The sequence below is a fragment of the Alphaproteobacteria bacterium genome, from assembly GCA_016124955.1.
GTDB lineage: Bacteria > Pseudomonadota > Alphaproteobacteria > UBA9219 > RFNS01 > RI-461.
The window spans coordinates 58,363-74,461 of the sequence record WGMR01000003.1; the positions used below are offsets into that span (position 1 = coordinate 58,363).

Below are 16,099 nucleotides of genomic sequence, written 5' to 3' on the forward strand. Positions count from 1 at the left end.
TCCTGTTTTATAAAGGATATGCCGTGCAAAAGCGTTTTTACATCACAACCGCGATACCCTATGGCAACGGCGCGCCGCATATCGGGCATGCATATGAAGCGATCGCAACTGATACGATCGCGCGTTTCAAAAGGCTGGACGGTTACAACACCTGGTTCCTGACCGGTATGGACGAATACGGCCAGAAAATGGAACAGACGGCCCGCAAGGAAAATATCACGCCGCAGCAATTGGCGGACCGCACGGCCGGGCAATTCCGTGCCATGCATGCCGTACTCGGTATTTCCAACGATGATTTTGTTCGCACGACACAGGAACGCCACAAAAAAACGGTCCAGCATCTGTGGAAGCTGATGGAGGCCAGCGGCGATATCTATCTCGATAAATATTCCGGGTGGTATTCGGTGCGCGACGAAGCCTACTTCGATGAAGGCGAGCTGAAGGAAGGTTCGGATGGCACAAAATTCGCTCCGTCCGGCGCGCCGGTCGAATGGGTTGAGGAAGAAAGCTATTTCTTCCGTCTTTCTGCCTATGCCGAAAAGCTGCTAGCGCTTTATGAAAAGAACCCCGCTTTCATTCAACCCGCCGCGCGCCGTAACGAGGTCGTAAATTTCGTTAAATCCGGCCTGAAGGATTTGTCGGTTTCGCGCACCACCTTCAATTGGGGCGTGCCGGTGCCCGATGCGCCGAAGCACGTTATGTATGTGTGGGTCGATGCGCTCTCAAATTACCTGACCGGCCTTGGTTACCCGGATGATCCGGATGGAAAGGTTGGGGAATTCTGGCCCGTCGATATTCACATGATCGGCAAGGATATCGTTCGCTTTCACGCGATTTATTGGCCGGCTTTTCTTATGTCAGCCGGGCTGCCGGTGCCGAAATCAGTCTTCGGGCACGGGTTCATTTATAACAAGGGCGAAAAAATGTCGAAATCGGTCGGCAATGTCGTGACGCCCGCCACGCTGATAGACGCCTATGGGCTTGACCAGATCCGTTATTTTCTGTTGCGCGAAGTCGCGTACGGGCAAGACGGCAATATTTCGCACGAAGCCGTGGTGCAGCGCATGAATAGCGATCTTGCCAATGATCTTGGCAACCTTGCGCAGCGCAGCCTTTCCATGATCGCAAAAAATTGCGAAGCAAAGGTGCCGCAGCACGGCGATTTCACGGCGGAAGACAAGGCTTTGCTGGATGAGGCTGCGGGCTTGCTGGAAAATACGCGCGGTGAGTTGAAGGAGCTGGCGTTCCACCGTGCGCTCGAAGCCATTTGGCTCGTGATCGGAAACGCAAACCGCTATATCGATGCGCAAGCGCCGTGGGGCCTGAAAAAGACCGATCCTGCACGTATGCGGACCGTGCTTTATGTCGTTGCGGAAACCGTGCGGCAGATCGCCGTTTTGTTGCAGCCATTCATGCCAACGGCCATGGATAAAATGCTCTCGCAGCTTGCGGTGCCGGAAGGTGCGCGCAGCTATGCGGCGATGGCCGATCGGCTCAAGCCCGGTACGCCATTGCCCGCTCCGGCAGGCGTTTTCCCGCGCTATGCAGAACCGGAGCCGCCGGAAATCAAGTAATGCAACTCATCGACAGCCATTGCCATCTCGATTACCCGGTCCTTAGCAAGGACAGAGAAGCCGTGTTTACGCGCGCGCGCGATGCGGGCGTGGAAAAGATGCTTTGCATTTCGGTTTATGTAAGCAAATTCGACCAGATCAAAGTGATCGCCGAGGAAAACGAAAATGTTTTCTGTACTGTTGGCCTGCACCCGCACCATGCGGCGGAGGAAACCGAACTTGCAGCCGCCGAAAACCTGCAAAAGCTGGCGCAGCATCCGAAGGTGGTTGGTATCGGCGAAAGCGGGCTGGATTATTTCTATGATCGCAGCCCGCGGGATCTGCAGCACGAAGTGTTTCGCCAGCATATGCGCGCCTGTGTCGCGTGCGATTTGCCGCTTATCGTGCATAGCCGCGATGCCGATGACGATACCGCGCGCATGATCAGGGAAGAGGGGGCAGGGGGCAAGCTAAAAGGCGTTATGCATTGCTTCAGTTCCGGCCGTTCGCTGGCGGAAGCTGCGCTGACGGAGGGGTTTTATATTTCTTTTTCCGGCATTCTGACATTCAAGAAATCGGAAGAATTACGAGCCATCGCGCGTGATGTGCCGTTGAACAGGCTGCTTGTGGAAACGGATGCGCCTTACCTGGCGCCAGAGCCGTATCGCGGCAAACCGAACGAGCCTTCTTACGTTGTGCATACGGCGCAGGTTTTGGCGGATGTTAAGGGCGTTTCGCTCGGCGAACTTGCGAACGCAACGACTGAAAATTTTTATCGTTTGTTCAGCAAGGTGCCGCATTAGTTAGTGCGGCTTGCGCGGCACCATAAATACGAAATATTGATAGCTTTCTGATGCGGGGCTTGGCGCGTATTCGTGTACAATCCATTCTTCGATCGTGTTATCGACATTGCGTAAGTTGCCGCGGTTGGCGACGATTAAATCGGGCTTATGGGCCTTCAGTTCGCTCAGAACGATCTCGGAAAAATGCTGTCCCGTTTTATCATCGGAAAGTAGCGGGTAGTTAAAAACAAAACCTAGCGGACTTTTACGCTGGCTCCAGAAATAGACGCCAGGCTCTGCGCCCCAATGATAGACAAGCGCATCCTTGCGATAATTTTCGTTTATCCATTTCGCCATTCTCTTTGTTTCAAGCGCCTCTTTGCCTGTTTCTTCATATTTTACTACCGGTATATCTTCGATCGGAATCGTTATTTGATAGATTTGCGTGAATAGCATCGGCAGCATGAGGGAAAAGTACATTGCTATCCATGCTTTGTTTTTTGTAGATAAAAGGCTTGCGCCCATCCAGCCAGATACAATGGCAATAGGGGGCAGAAAAAGCTGGTAGTAATGAGGGAAGAATTTCCCGGGCAGAGCGAATGCAAGCCATGTTCCGGCAAAATACGCCAGCAATATTTTGCTGTTATATTGTGTTGACGCTTGTTTATGCGCAATCAGGAACGCCAGAGCGGTTGTAAATAAAGGCAGGTATGGCAGCGCCCAGATTGTATGATGGGCCGGCGCCATTGATTTCAGCAAATTAAAGAATGTGTTTCCGGCATATGTGCTGTTGTAATCGAATACAGCTTCCTTAAAAGCGACAAAATCACCAAGGCTATAAAAATACCAAAAGATATAGAGCCAGCCGGAGCAGGCAATAACGCCCACAAGAACTGTTTGCAGCGCGCCCGTTATTAGCTGTTTCGGCTGTGCCGTTGCGCGCGCGCTTGAACGTAAACAAGCAAGATATGTCAGAAAAATTACGATTGGGATGACTGCGGCGATGGTTTTGTACAAGCTTGCCAGAAAAAAAAGAACCCCGATTATGGCATAGCGCGGCACAGATATTTTTTTATTGCCCTTTAGTATCAATGCGACGGCCCATACTGTACATGCGTTCATGAATACTTCAACATTGGGCTGGTTGCCTTGAAGGAACAGGTCGCTGCTAGTCAAAGACCAGACACCGGCGCTCATCAGGCCCGCAAACCTGCCGCCCAGTGCATTTCCGGCGGTATAGCAACCGAATAGGGTTGCCAGATAGGCGGCATAACCCATCAAGAAAAGGGCGAGGGGTGTCGGGCCAAACAAGGCGGCAAAAGATGTGTATGTCCAATGCACGCCCGGGGGTTTGTGATCCCATAGAACGCTATAAAGCGGCCAGTGATCAAGCAACCGGTCTGCTATGGACATATAGACCATCAGGTCGCGTTCGTAAGCCTCGGCATATGTGTGTGTGCGCACCAACAGAACGGCGAACATCATGGCCATGATATAGAGCGCAATCTGTGTGCGTGAAATATTTATGGTCGGGGCCTGATTGAAGGCGAACGAGGCGGAAGCCTTCGCGCGCAGCATAAGCGCAAGCGATAGTAATGCGGCTAAACAGCAGCTTGAAATTACAAGGCACAGTGCCGCTGTGCGGTAGCTGACTAAATAAGTTGTGCCAGCCATGCAGGATATAAGAAATGCAACGACCAGAGCCGTGACCAGAGCGGCAGGCATCCAGGGCGTTGATAGGATGTGCGCGGCGCCTGATCGTATGCGGCTTAAGTTCATTCCTGGCTTGGGCTGGTTTTTGTATCGACAAGAACGCCCTTGCCGTCTTGATAGACGGTAATATCAAATGCCGGGTCGTTCATGTCGCCCTTGGCGTCGAACTTGATGTCGCCGATTACGGTTTTAAACGTGCCTTCATGTAAGGCGGCGATGATAGCGCCGGGATTTGTGCCGTGCTTGGCGAAGACTTGCGCTAAAATCTGTATGGCGGCGTAATTCTGGTAAACATACATGTTGAGTGCGTTGTCTTTCAGGTTTAGCCGCTTGGGCAAATCGCCGATGCGTGCGGGGTCGAGCCGCGGCGCGGTCATATAGGCGCCGTTGGCGGTCGAGCGCACGATGGCAATAAAATCCGGCATATTGAAAAGCACGGTGCCGACAAGGATGGGCTTATAGCCCTGGTCGGCCATTTGCCTGACCAGCAGGCCGCCTTCGCGCATGTAAAGCGAAACGTAAAGGAGTTCTACGCCATCCTGTTTCATGCGGCTTATCAGCGCGCTGAAATCCTGATCCTTGGCGTTCAGCTCGTACATGGTCTGGTTGGTGATGCCCTTGGCCTTCAGGTCATCGAAAAACAAATCAGCCTGACCCTTGGCCCAGACAGTGTTATCGTGCACGAGGCCGATTTTTTTGTCTTTAAAATGCGCAGCGGTATATTCCGCGGCCGCGCCGGCATCGTTATCGTCACGTATCGCGGGCCTGAACAGAGTTTTAAGGCCTTGTTTGGTAAGATCCGGGTTGGAGGCGAGGGATGCCAGATGCGGCATGCCTTCTTGTTCAAATACATCGCTGGCGGCCTTGGTGGCGCCGCTGCAGGTAAAGCCTATGGCAGCCACGGCTTCGCCCGATACAAGCTTGTTGGCGGCTGATACGGCTTGCTTGGGCTCACATTGGTCATCTTCGATCTGAAGTACCAGCTTTTCGCCGTTAACGCCGCCCTTGGCGTTGATATCCTCAACCGCCAGTTTCAGCCCGGGAAGCATAAGCTCGCCAAGGCTGCCATTCGGGCCCGTAATGGGGCCGTAAGCGCCGATCACAATGTCTGCACGGGCAGAGGCTGGTACAAGCATTGTGCAAGCAAGCAAAAGAGCGGAAATGTGCCTGGCCGTCATTGTTTGAAGCCTGTCATAAGGGTTTTGTATGGTTTAGCCTGTGGCGTTGCATTTGGCCAAGGCCAATCTATTATTTAACATAATATATATTATGCAACAAATTGAGCAAGCTGTAGGTGGGTTACCCGTATCCCCTGCACAAAGTCAGTTCGTAATAAAATTAGCTGGAAAAGCAGTATTATTGGCTACATAACAGCCAACAGCGCATTGACATATTTTCTTTATGCCAGTTAGTATCTTCCCCCTTTAACATCTTGATTTAGGTAGAAAAAGAATGCCGACGGGCGCCGAGGCAACAATCAGGGCACTGCGTGATCAGGGCGTGGATACCATCTTCGGGTATCCCGGTGGCGCCGTGCTGCCCCTTTATGATGCGATTTTTCAGCAGAACGACATTCGCCACATCCTTGTTCGCCACGAACAGGGCGCAGTCCATGCCGCAGAAGGCTATGCACGTTCGACCGGCAAGGTCGGCGTGGTTTTGGTAACCCCCGGCCCCGGCGCGACCAACACCGTGACCGGCCTTGCCGACGCGCTCATGGATTCGATCCCGATCGTGTGCCTGACCGGTCAGGTCCCTACCCATCTGATCGGCAACGATGCCTTTCAGGAATGCGATACGGTCGGTATCACGCGGCCATGCACCAAGCATAATTACCTGGTGAAAGACGTGGACAAGCTGGCCTGGACGATCCACGAAGCTTTCCATATCGCGCGCACCGGTCGCCCGGGCCCCGTTCTGGTTGATATTCCGAAAGACATTCAATTTGCGGAAGCGCGCTATGTTTCCCCGGTCGATGTGACCGTGACATCGTACCAGCCGAAAACGCAGCCCGATATGGATGCGGTCGAAAAGGCCGTGGACCTGATCGCGGATGCCGAACGCCCCATTTTTTACACGGGCGGCGGCGTCATCAATGCCGGTGCGCAGGCCGCCGAGCTTTTAACCGAATTCGTACGGCTGACCGGTTTTCCGTGCACCAGCACGCTGATGGGGCTTGGCGCCTTCCCGATGTCGGACCCCCTCTTCCTTGGCATGCTCGGCATGCACGGCACCTATGAGGCCAACCTTGCAATGCGCAATTGCGACGTGATGATCAATATCGGCGCACGCTTCGATGACCGCGTGACCGGGAAGCTGAGCGAATTTTCGCCGGGTTCCACCAAAATCCATGTCGATATCGACCCGAGCTCGATCAACAAAAGCGTTCTGGTTGACCTGCCTATCGTCGGCGATGCCGGTATCGTGCTGCAACACATGTTGCGCATCTGGAAGGAGCGCAAGCACAAGGCCGATGCCGAAGCGCTGGCCAAGTGGTGGAAGCAGATAAACGAGTGGCGCGCCCGCGATTGCCTGAAGTACAAGCAAGGCAGCACGATCATCAAGCCGCAATATGCGCTGGAGCGTCTGCGCGAGCTGACCAAGGACAAAAAAACCTATATCACCACCGAAGTCGGCCAGCATCAGATGTGGGCGGCGCAATTTCTCCGCTTCGAAGAGCCGCACCGCTGGATGACATCGGGCGGGCTCGGCACCATGGGTTATGGGTTGCCGGCAGCGATCGGCGCACAAATGGCGCATCCGGATGCGCTCGTTGTCGATGTGGCCGGCGAAGCATCCATCCTGATGAATATTCAGGAAATGTCCACGGCGGTGCAGTGCAAGCTGCCCGTGAAAGTTTTTATTCTCAACAACCAGTGGATGGGCATGGTGCGCCAGTGGCAGGAATTGCTGCATGGCGGGCGCTATTCGCACAGCTACACAGATTCCCTGCCCGATTTCGTCAAGTTGGCGGACGCCTATGGTGGCGTGGGCTTGCGTGCTGACAAGCCATCGGACGTGGACAAGGTGATCAAGGAAATGATGAAAGTGACCGACAGGCCGACGATTGTCGATGTGCGGGTGGACCCGAAGGAAAACTGCTTCCCCATGATTCCCGGCGGCAAGGGTCACCATGAAATGCTGCTCGGGCCCAACGAAAGCATCTCCGACGCCACGCCGGAAGACGGCATGGTTCTTGTTTGATCGGAGATGAATTGTGACCAACCCTGAACAAAAGCTTGGGCGTTATGTGTTCGCCGTTCTGGTCAAGGACGAGCCGGGCGTTCTGGCGCGCGTCGTCGGGTTGTTTTCCGGCCGCGGCTACAATATCGAGAGCCTGACGGTCGCCCCGGTCGATCCGGAAAAGAGCATGTCGCGCATTCATATCGTCACAACCGGTACGCGCCAGATCATTGACCAGATCAAAGCGCAGCTTGAACGGCTTGTGCCGATTTACAAGGCGGTTAACCTGACAGACAGCGGCACCGTGATCGAGCGTGAAATGGCGCTTGTCAAACTGGCCGGTACCGGCGATAAACGCACCGAAGCGATGAGGTTGGCCACGATTTTCCGAGCCCGCGTGGTCGATACCACCCTTGAATCGCTGGTGTTCGAGATCACGGGCCCGGCCGACAAGGTTGATAACTTTATCGCACTGATGCGTGAACTTGGCATAGTCGAACTGGTCCGCACCGGCGTTGCCGCTATTACACGTGGCGGCGAAGCGCTTTAACAGGAGGAAGTGATGCAGGTTTTTTATGATAAAGATGCCGATCTGGGCATGATCAAGAGCAAGAAGGTCGCTATCGTCGGTTACGGCAGCCAGGGCCACGCCCACGCGCTGAACCTGCGCGACAGCGGCGTTTCCAACGTCGTGATCGCCCTGCGTGCCAATAGCGCGAGCGCACCGAAGGCCGAAAAGGCCGGCTTCAAGGTTATGACCCCGGGCGAAGCCGCTTCGTGGGCCGATGTTATCATGATTCTCGCGCCGGATGAGTTGCAGGGCGATATCTATCGCAACGAACTTGCCGGCAACATGAAGCCGAAAACCGCCCTCGCCTTCGCGCATGGCCTGAACATTCATTTTGGCCTGATCGATCCGCGCAAGGATATCGACGTGTTCATGATCGCGCCCAAAGGCCCCGGCCACACGGTGCGCAGCCAGTATTTGAAGCAAGGCGGCGGCGTGCCTTGCCTGCTTGCGGTGCATCAGGATGCCAGCGGCAAGGCCAAGGACCTCGCGCTCGCTTACGCGTCCGCCATCGGCGGTGGCCGCGCGGGCATCATCGAAACCACGTTCCGCGACGAGTGTGAAACCGATTTATTCGGCGAACAGGCAGTTTTGTGCGGCGGCGCAAGCGCGCTGGTGCAGGCCGGGTTTGAAACGCTGGTCGAAGCCGGCTATCCGCCCGAAATGGCGTATTTCGAGTGCCTGCATGAACTGAAGTTGATCGTCGATCTGATGTACGAAGGCGGGATCGCGACCATGCGCTATTCCATCTCCAACACCGCCGAATTCGGCGATTACACACGCGGCCCCCGCATCGTGACCGAGGAAACCAAGAAGGAAATGAAAAAGATCCTTGAGGAAATCCGCAGCGGCAAGTTCGTCAATGAATGGATGACGGAATGCCGCATCGGCCAGCCTATGTTCAAGGCCACGCGCCGCCGCCATGCCGAACACCCGATCGAATTGGTCGGTGAAAAGCTGCGCAAGATGATGCCGTGGATCGGCCAGCAGCGCCTGGTCGATAAATCCGTCAACTGATGCCGCAGGCAAAATGGGATAAATCTCGCCTGCCCAGCCGTCATGTGACGGAAGGGCCGGCGCGCGCGCCGCATCGCTCCTACTACTATGCGATGGGCATGACGGAGGAAGAAATCCACCAGCCGCTGGTGGGCGTCGCCACGTGCTGGAACGAAGCCGCGCCCTGCAACATATCGTTGAGCCGTCAGGCGCAGGCGGTGAAAAAGGGCGTCAAGGCCGCGCACGGAAGCCCGCGTGAATTCACAACCATAACGGTAACAGACGGCATCGCCATGGGCCATCAGGGGATGAAATCATCCCTTGTCAGCCGCGAAGTGATCGCGGATTCGGTTGAATTGACGATGCGCGGTCATTGCTATGACGCGCTTGTCGGCATCGCCGGTTGTGATAAAAGCCTGCCCGGGCTGATGATGGCAATGCTGCGTCTGAATGTGCCTTCGGTTTTCATGTATGGCGGCTCGATCTTGCCGGGCAAATTTCGCGGCTGTGATGTAACCGTGCAGGATGTGTTCGAAGCCGTCGGCACGCATGCGGTCGGCAAGATAAGCGATGGCGATCTGGCCGAACTGGAAGCCGTTGCCTGCCCCAGCGCGGGTTCGTGTGGCGGTCAATTCACGGCTAACACCATGGCATGCGTTTCGGAAGCGATCGGCCTCGCGCTGCCCGGTTCTGCCGGCGCCCCTGCCCCTTACGAAGACCGCGACAGGTTCGCCGTGCAATCGGGCGAAGTTATTATGCGGTTGCTGCAGAAGAAAATTCGTCCGCGCGATATCGTTACGCGCAAGGCGCTTGAAAACGCCGCCGTGGTCGTGGCGGCTTCCGGCGGGTCCACCAATGCCGCGCTGCATTTGCCCGCGATGGCGCACGAAGCGGGCATCGATTTCGATATCCATGCCGTTGCGGAAATTTTCAAGAAAACACCCTATATCGCCGACCTCAAGCCCGGCGGCAAATATGTGGCCAAGGATTTGTATGAAGTTGGCGGCGTGCCTGTGCTGATGAAGGCGCTGCTCGATGGTGGTTTCCTGCACGGAGATTGCATCACGGTTACGGGCAAAACAATCGCCGAAAACCTGCGCGATGTGAAACTGCCGCCAGACCAAAAGGTTATTTATCCGACCGACAAGCCCCTTTCGCCCACCGGCGGCGTGGTTGGGTTGCACGGCAATCTTGCGCCGCAAGGCGCGATCGTGAAGGTCGCTGGCATGAAGGATCTGACCTTCAGCGGCCCGGCCCGCTGTTTCGATAGCGAGGAAGAGGCTTTCGCAGCCGTACGCGACCGCAAATATAAAACCGGCGATGTTATCGTTATTCGCTACGAAGGGCCGCGCGGCGGCCCGGGCATGCGCGAAATGCTCTCTACCACCGCGGCACTATACGGTCAGGGAACCGGCGGCCAGGTCGCGCTTATCACCGATGGGCGCTTTTCCGGCGCCACGCGCGGCATGTGCATCGGCCATGTAGGGCCGGAAGCGGCCGTCGGCGGGCCGATCGGCCTTGTGCATGATGGCGATATCATCACGATCGATGCCAATAAGGGCACCTTGGAAATTGATGTGAGCGACGACGAACTTGCAAAGCGTAAGGCTGCATGGAAACCTCGCACGCATGATTTTCAGTCCGGCGCACTGTGGAAATACGCGCAGCAGGTAGGCGACGCCGAAAAGGGCGCGGTCACCCACCCGGGCGGGAAGGCCGAAACCCACACCTATGCCGATATCTGACAAAGACAGCGACGGGGCCATCGCGCGCCTTCTGGCTGTGATGGCGAAGCTGCGTGACCCGAACGGCGGTTGCCCTTGGGATATCGAGCAGGATTTTAAAAGCATTGCACCGCATACGGTCGAAGAGACCTATGAAGTCGTGCAGGCTATCGAAAACGGCGATTTTGACGAGCTGAAAGACGAGCTGGGCGATTTGCTCTTTCAGATCGTGTTTTACGCGCAAATGGCCAAGGAACGCGGCCTGTTCGATTTTTACCAGATAGCCGGCCATGTGGCCGGCAAAATGGTCAGCCGCCATCCCCATGTGTTCGGCGATACCAAGGGTATCGACAGCGCCGGGGCGGTCGTGGATCTGTGGGAAACCAACAAGGCCAAGGAACGCAGCAAAGCGGGCAAGGATACATCGGCGCAACCCGCCAGCGCGCTCGATGGCGTTATCAATGCCCTTCCGGCCATGCAGCGATCTGTCAAATTGCAGAAGCGGGCTGCGCGCGTGGGTTTTGACTGGATCGAAGCCGATGACATCCTCGATAAGGTCGAGGAGGAAATAGGCGAGTTGCGGGTCGAAATAGAGGCCAAAAAGCCAAAAGACTCGGGCGAATCTATAGAATCGGTTCAGGAAGAGCTGGGTGACCTGCTTTTTGCCCTCACAAATCTGGCTAGAAGGCTCGAAATCGACCCTGAAGTGGCTTTGAGAGGGGCAAATCGGAAGTTTGAGACCCGTTTCAGGGGTATGGAAGCCATTTTGAGGTCAAAAAACGAAAAAATGACCGAAAAAACCCTCGAAGAGCTAGAGAATCTGTGGATAGAAGTAAAACGTTATGAAACCAAAACAAACGATTCTTCTATAAAGAAAAACCACTCTTAACTTAATGCATCACTTTAAGTTTGTTCTCTTTCTATTACGTATATCTAGATCTTAGCTCATCAAAATGCAGTTTTATGGCAACGAGGGAATCGTCATCGGGCGCCGCGATAACCCCTTCGTTCAGCATAGCGGGGCTATAGGGTTTTCCGGCCCAATTGGCGGCTTTCCCGCCTGCTTCGGTATAGGCTAGCAAGCCAGCGGCATCGTCCCATGGCTTGGATTTTTCGAGCAAAACGAGGTAATGGGCTTGCGGCTCTTCTTTCCCGCCGAGCACCAGGTTGTTCAATAACTGAACGTAATGAAAGCATGCGGGATATGAATCGCTGATGATTTTTGCCCGTACGGCACCGGGCGGCAGGTCTTTTAGTCTTTTTTTGAGCGCAGACCATGTTAACCCGCGCATCTCTTCCAGCGGTGCAGACGGCAAGGTTTCAAGCCTTTTGCCTCTGAACCATGCGCCACCGCCGCGCTCAACGGACATGGTTTCACCCAGCGCCGGCAGGTGAATCCATCCGCCAACGGTCTGCCCCTTATAGGTAAGGGCTACAATGGTGCCAAAATGTTCATTGCCATGCGCGAAGGAAAGCGTGCCGTCGATTGGGTCGATGATCCAGACGGGGTTGTCGCCCGATATGCGCGCAATGATGGTTGGGTCGGCATGGTAGCTTTCTTCCCCTACCACGACGGAGCCAGGCAGCAAGGCCGCGAGGCGCGGTGAAAGCGCCTGCTCGGCTTCTATATCGGCCACCGTAACGAGATCGCGCGGCCCGGTTTTTTCCTTGATGTCGCCGGCACCAAGGGAACGGAAGCGCGGCATGATTTGTTCCGCCGTAACTTCGCGGATGATTGTATCAACTTCTGCGGGATTGACCTTCACTTTTGCTGTCTTTCACAAACTTTTGCACGAAACGTCCGTAGTCTGCCTCATTCAGGCTGAGCTGCAAATGGGCCATTTCATCATCGTCATTGCGCCTGATGATATGGCCGTGCGCATAAATCCACGCAAGCGCTGCGCCGTCACTGAGCGGGATGGATGCGTCGATGACCCTCCCGCGGCCTTGTAGCGCCACATCCATGCGCACGAGCAGCGCCGCAATCCCCTCCCCCGTCATGGCTGAAACGGCGGCCATGCCTGCTGGCGCGTGATTTTGCTGGTCCGGCACATCGGCGGCGCCGGTCGCATCCTTGCTGGCCTTGTCGGCAAAAACCGCAAGTTCTTCGCGGGCGGCATCATCAAGCCGGTCGATCTTGTTCATAACCTCAATGATACGCTTGTCATCCGGTTCGATGCCGAGTTCCGTAAGAACGGTTTCAACATCCTGTTTCTGTGCGCGGGTGTCCGGGTGCGATATGTCGCGCACATGCAGGATGAGATCCGCCAGCTGCACTTCCTCAAGCGTGGCACGGAAGGCTTCGACAAGATGCGTCGGCAGATCGGCGATAAAACCGACCGTGTCGGAAAGCACGGCTTCTTTCCCGGAAGGCAGCTTGATCCCGCGAATGGTCGGATCCAGCGTCGCGAACAGCATATCTTTCACAAGCACGTCTGCGGCCGTCAGCCGGTTGAACAGGGTGGATTTTCCCGCGTTGGTGTAGCCGACAAGGGCGATGGTGGGATGCTCGGCCCGTTTACGGGCCTGCCGTTGCAGATCGCGCGTGCGGCGAACATCCTTCAGCTCACCCTTTATCTTGCTGATGCGGTTGGTAATCAGACGCCTGTCGATCTGTAGCTGGGTTTCGCCTGGCCCGCCAAGGAAGCCGAAGCCGCCGCGTTGCCGCTCGAGATGGGTCCATGACCGCACGAGGCGCGATTTCTGGTAGTTCAGTGCCGCAAGCTCGACCTGCAGCTGTCCTTCCCGTGTCTTGGCGCGTTCCCCGAATATTTCAAGGATCAGCCCGGTGCGGTCGATGACCTTGCAAAGCAACGCTTCTTCTAGGTTGCGTTGCTGAATGGGTGAAAGATGGTGGTCGAAAATAATCAGATTTATTTTTTCAGCTTTAACCCGCTCGGCCAGTTTTTCAACCCACCCCTTGCCAAGTAAATGCGACGGGCTTGGCGCCGTGACCTTGGCGATAACCGCCTCGATGACCCGGAGGCCGATGGCTTCGGCCAGGCCTTGTGCTTCCTCGAGAATGGCTGCCGCATCGCGGTTGTTTTCCAGCGGTGTGCGGTTAAGCCATGGTTTGATCACGAGCGCACGCTCGCCGCGCCGCACGTCCTCGACGTTATCGGTTTCCTTCATGCGGGTTCAGCCGTGAAACGGTGGGGCTGGTTCAATGTGCCTGGCCGCTTTCTTCCTCGCCCTGCTCGAACAACTGCACCGGGCCCGACGGCATGACCGTTGAAATGGCATGCTTGTACACGAGCTGCGAGTGCGATTCACGTTTCAGCAGCATGGAAAAATTATCGAACCATGTGATGATGCCCTGGAGTTTAACGCCGTTCACGAGGAATACGGTCACGGGCATTTTGGTTTTACGGAGATTATTCAGGAATACATCCTGCACGTTTTCTTTTTTGTCCGACACGGGGGCTCTCCTTTTTATTATTTTACCCGGCTATGGTTTTAGTGGATTAAGTGCGCGGCGCAAAGCGGCATTTCTGTGACATCAGCCGATGCCCTTTAAATATGCCAATAATGCCAAGCAGTTATCAAATTGCGGCGCTGCAAATTTTTGTTGGTCATTGACCATGATAGGCTGACACCCGCACGCTTGGGCAAATTCCAGGTCGCTGGCCATATCGCCGATGTACCATACGCTTGCATCGACGTTGATCCCCGCTTGTCTGCGCGTCAAGGCCATAGGGTCCGGCGCCGGTTTATCGCGCGGGGCATCCCCCGCCCCGACGACAGAGCGGAAATACTTATTCCAACCCAATATCTCAACTTCACGCCGCAAATACTTGTTTGTTTTATTACTTATTATTGCTGCCGGTTGGGATTTTATCAGCAGGTAATCAAGAAGATCGGCGGCGCTTGGCATAATTTTCAGGGTTTGCTCATGCACGGCGGCGAATCCGGCATAGAAAATCTCGCGCGCCGCTTGCCAATCTGCGCCGAACCATTCGGGAAAGCTGTCGCGCAGCGAACGGTAGGCGGATGCCTTGGCTTGCTCAAGCGACCATTGCGGCTTGTTATAGGCCTTGAAGGCTTCGTTCAGCCCATGCGTAATTGCCGCCCAGTTATCAACGAGCGTATTATCCCAATCGAAGGCGATTAGGGCGGGCAGTTTTTCGGGAAGAAGCACCGGCTCAATTGACCTGTTCAGTCCCTTGATGGGTGGGGACCATCTTTACATGGTCTGCGCCATGGACGCCGAGCAGCTTCAGTTTGCGATGCAGTGCCGAGCGTTCCATGCCGATAAAGGTGGCGGTGCGGGAAATATTGCCGCCAAAGCGCGTGACCTGAGCCAGTAAATATTCGCGTTCGAACATTTCACGCGCATCCCGCAATGGCAGCGCCATGATCTCCCCGCCCTTTTCCCAGCGCAGCACGTTGGGGGTCGTAGCGGTGATGTCTGGCGGCAGCATATCCGCCCTGATTTGCTCAGCCGTATCGCCGTTGGCCATGATAAGCAGCCATTCCATGGCGTTGCGCAACTGGCGCACGTTGCCGGGCCATGCATAGGCCTGTAGGGCGGCAAGCGCATCTTCGCCAAGCTCGCGTTGCGATAACCCGGAAACTTCTGCCGCGCGGGTCAGGAAATGTCGTGAAAGCATGGGGATATCGTCCCTGCGCTCGGTCAGGGGTGGGATTTTGAGCGGTACGACGCTTAGACGGTAATAAAGATCCTGCCGCAAGCGGCCCGCTTCCATTTCGGTTTGCAGATCGCGGTTGCTGGCCGTGATGACGCGGACGTCAACTTCAACCTTGCTGTTGCCGCCGACGCGGGTGAAAACCTGTTCATGCAGGACGCGGACAATCTTGCCTTGCGTTTCCGCCGGCATGTCCGCCACTTCGTCCAGGAAAAGCGTGCCGCCATGCGCTTGCTCGAACATGCCGGTCTTGCGCGGGGTCTGGCTGTTGCCTTCACAGCCAAAAAGTTCGTCTTCAAACTGTTCCGGGCGCAGTGTTGCGCAGTTCACGACCACAAACGGGCCTTCGGCGCGCTTTGATTTTTCGTGGATTAAGCGCGCGACAACTTCCTTGCCCGAGCCGGCGGGGCCGGTGATCAGAACGCGGCTGCTGGTGGGCGCGACGCGGTCGATCATTTGCCTGATCTGGCTGATGGGCAGGGATTTACCGATAAGCTGCTGATCGCCGCCTGCCTTAATGCGCAGTTCCTGGTTTTCGCGGCGCAGTCTGGCGGCTTCGAGCGCACGCTTAACGAGCAAAATGAGCCTATCGGCCTTGAACGGCTTTTCGATGAAATCGTAGGCGCCCTTTTTAATGGCGGCGACGGCGGTTTCAATATTGCCATGGCCGCTGATCATGATGATCGGAATATCATCGTAGTCGCGGCGCAGCGTATCAAGGATCTGCATGCCGTCCATGCGGCTGCCCTGCAGCCAGATATCGAGCACGATAAGGTTCGGGCGGCGCGCGGCTATGGCGGCCAGCGCATCGTCCGCATTTGCGGCTTCGCGGGTCTTGAGGCCTTCATCGTTCAGGATGCCGGCGATCAGCAGGCGGATATCCACTTCGTCGTCAACGATCAGGATATCCTGCGAAAGACTTTTTTCTTTCATA

Annotated in this window: 14 protein-coding genes; 7 read left to right on the forward strand and 7 right to left on the reverse strand. The window is 55.7% G+C overall.

Annotated elements, in window-relative coordinates:
- The first annotated feature begins 23 nt into the window (after nt 1–23).
- Nucleotides 24–1,574 (forward strand): methionine--tRNA ligase, encoded by a 1,551-nt coding sequence (locus tag GC131_01200; protein ID MBI1272689.1) that lies wholly within the window; start codon nt 24–26, stop codon nt 1,572–1,574.
- The gene (locus GC131_01205; GenBank protein MBI1272690.1) at nt 1,574–2,356 is read left to right on the forward strand and encodes a YchF/TatD family DNA exonuclease; all 783 of its coding nucleotides are present in this window, start codon (nt 1,574–1,576) and stop codon (nt 2,354–2,356) included. The genes GC131_01200 and GC131_01205 overlap by 1 nt, the downstream gene beginning before the upstream one ends.
- Here GC131_01205 and GC131_01210 read toward each other — a convergent pair whose 3' ends face one another.
- Nucleotides 2,357–4,114, reverse strand: coding sequence for a hypothetical protein (locus GC131_01210; protein MBI1272691.1), 1,758 nt, complete (start codon nt 4,112–4,114; stop codon nt 2,357–2,359).
- A complete protein-coding gene (locus tag GC131_01215) occupies nt 4,111–5,226 on the reverse strand; it encodes an ABC transporter substrate-binding protein (protein ID MBI1272692.1) in 1,116 nt (371 codons plus the stop codon). Before GC131_01215 ends, GC131_01210 begins: the two co-directional genes overlap by 4 nt.
- Nucleotides 5,227–5,500: 274 nt before the next feature.
- Between GC131_01215 and GC131_01220 the strand changes: the two genes are divergently transcribed.
- Genes GC131_01220 through mazG form a run of 5 tightly spaced genes read left to right on the forward strand, consistent with a single transcriptional unit; the run spans nt 5,501 to nt 11,408 of the window.
- Nucleotides 5,501–7,252: an acetolactate synthase 3 large subunit gene (locus GC131_01220; GenBank protein ID MBI1272693.1), complete on the forward strand. Its 1,752-nt coding sequence runs from the start codon at nt 5,501–5,503 to the stop codon at nt 7,250–7,252.
- A gap of 13 nt (nt 7,253–7,265) precedes the next feature.
- Nucleotides 7,266–7,781, forward strand: coding sequence for an acetolactate synthase small subunit (ilvN, locus tag GC131_01225; protein MBI1272694.1), 516 nt, complete (start codon nt 7,266–7,268; stop codon nt 7,779–7,781).
- 12 nt (nt 7,782–7,793) lie between these two features.
- Nucleotides 7,794–8,816 carry a ketol-acid reductoisomerase gene (ilvC, locus tag GC131_01230; GenBank protein MBI1272695.1) on the forward strand — a complete coding sequence of 341 codons (1,023 nt, stop codon included), beginning with the start codon at nt 7,794–7,796 and terminating at the stop codon, nt 8,814–8,816.
- On the forward strand, nt 8,816–10,540 hold the full coding sequence (gene ilvD / locus GC131_01235; protein MBI1272696.1) for a dihydroxy-acid dehydratase: 1,725 nt from the start codon (nt 8,816–8,818) through the stop codon (nt 10,538–10,540). Before ilvC ends, ilvD begins: the two co-directional genes overlap by 1 nt.
- Nucleotides 10,527–11,408 (forward strand): nucleoside triphosphate pyrophosphohydrolase, encoded by an 882-nt coding sequence (gene mazG / locus GC131_01240; protein ID MBI1272697.1) that lies wholly within the window; start codon nt 10,527–10,529, stop codon nt 11,406–11,408. Before ilvD ends, mazG begins: the two co-directional genes overlap by 14 nt.
- A 34-nt stretch (nt 11,409–11,442) precedes the next feature.
- Here the strand turns inward: mazG and GC131_01245 are convergent, their stop codons facing one another.
- From GC131_01245 to GC131_01265, 5 genes are all read right to left on the reverse strand, one after another.
- A complete protein-coding gene (locus GC131_01245; protein MBI1272698.1) occupies nt 11,443–12,285 on the reverse strand; it encodes an inositol monophosphatase in 843 nt (280 codons plus the stop codon).
- Nucleotides 12,260–13,651 carry a GTPase HflX gene (gene hflX / locus GC131_01250; GenBank protein ID MBI1272699.1) on the reverse strand — a complete coding sequence of 464 codons (1,392 nt, stop codon included), beginning with the start codon at nt 13,649–13,651 and terminating at the stop codon, nt 12,260–12,262. Before hflX ends, GC131_01245 begins: the two co-directional genes overlap by 26 nt.
- Nucleotides 13,652–13,682: 31 nt before the next feature.
- Nucleotides 13,683–13,937 carry an RNA chaperone Hfq gene (hfq, locus tag GC131_01255; GenBank protein MBI1272700.1) on the reverse strand — a complete coding sequence of 85 codons (255 nt, stop codon included), beginning with the start codon at nt 13,935–13,937 and terminating at the stop codon, nt 13,683–13,685.
- 81 nt (nt 13,938–14,018) lie between these two features.
- A complete protein-coding gene (locus tag GC131_01260) occupies nt 14,019–14,687 on the reverse strand; it encodes an HAD hydrolase-like protein (protein ID MBI1272701.1) in 669 nt (222 codons plus the stop codon).
- Entirely contained in the window at nt 14,662–16,098 is a 1,437-nt protein-coding gene (locus GC131_01265; GenBank protein MBI1272702.1) for a response regulator, read from the reverse strand. Before GC131_01265 ends, GC131_01260 begins: the two co-directional genes overlap by 26 nt.
- Nucleotide 16,099: the final 1 nt, after the last annotated feature.

Coding starts and splice junctions, on each gene's coding strand:
- GC131_01205 (MBI1272690.1), top strand. CDS start 1,574: ATGCAACTCATCGACAGCCATTGCCATCTCGATTACCCGGTCCTTAGC.
- GC131_01210 (MBI1272691.1), bottom strand. CDS start 4,114: ATGAACTTAAGCCGCATACGATCAGGCGCCGCGCACATCCTATCAACG.
- GC131_01215 (MBI1272692.1), bottom strand. CDS start 5,226: ATGACGGCCAGGCACATTTCCGCTCTTTTGCTTGCTTGCACAATGCTT.
- GC131_01220 (MBI1272693.1), top strand. CDS start 5,501: ATGCCGACGGGCGCCGAGGCAACAATCAGGGCACTGCGTGATCAGGGC.
- ilvC (MBI1272695.1), top strand. CDS start 7,794: ATGCAGGTTTTTTATGATAAAGATGCCGATCTGGGCATGATCAAGAGC.
- ilvD (MBI1272696.1), top strand. CDS start 8,816: ATGCCGCAGGCAAAATGGGATAAATCTCGCCTGCCCAGCCGTCATGTG.
- mazG (MBI1272697.1), top strand. CDS start 10,527: ATGCCGATATCTGACAAAGACAGCGACGGGGCCATCGCGCGCCTTCTG.
- hflX (MBI1272699.1), bottom strand. CDS start 13,651: ATGAAGGAAACCGATAACGTCGAGGACGTGCGGCGCGGCGAGCGTGCG.
- GC131_01265 (MBI1272702.1), bottom strand. CDS start 16,098: ATGAAAGAAAAAAGTCTTTCGCAGGATATCCTGATCGTTGACGACGAA.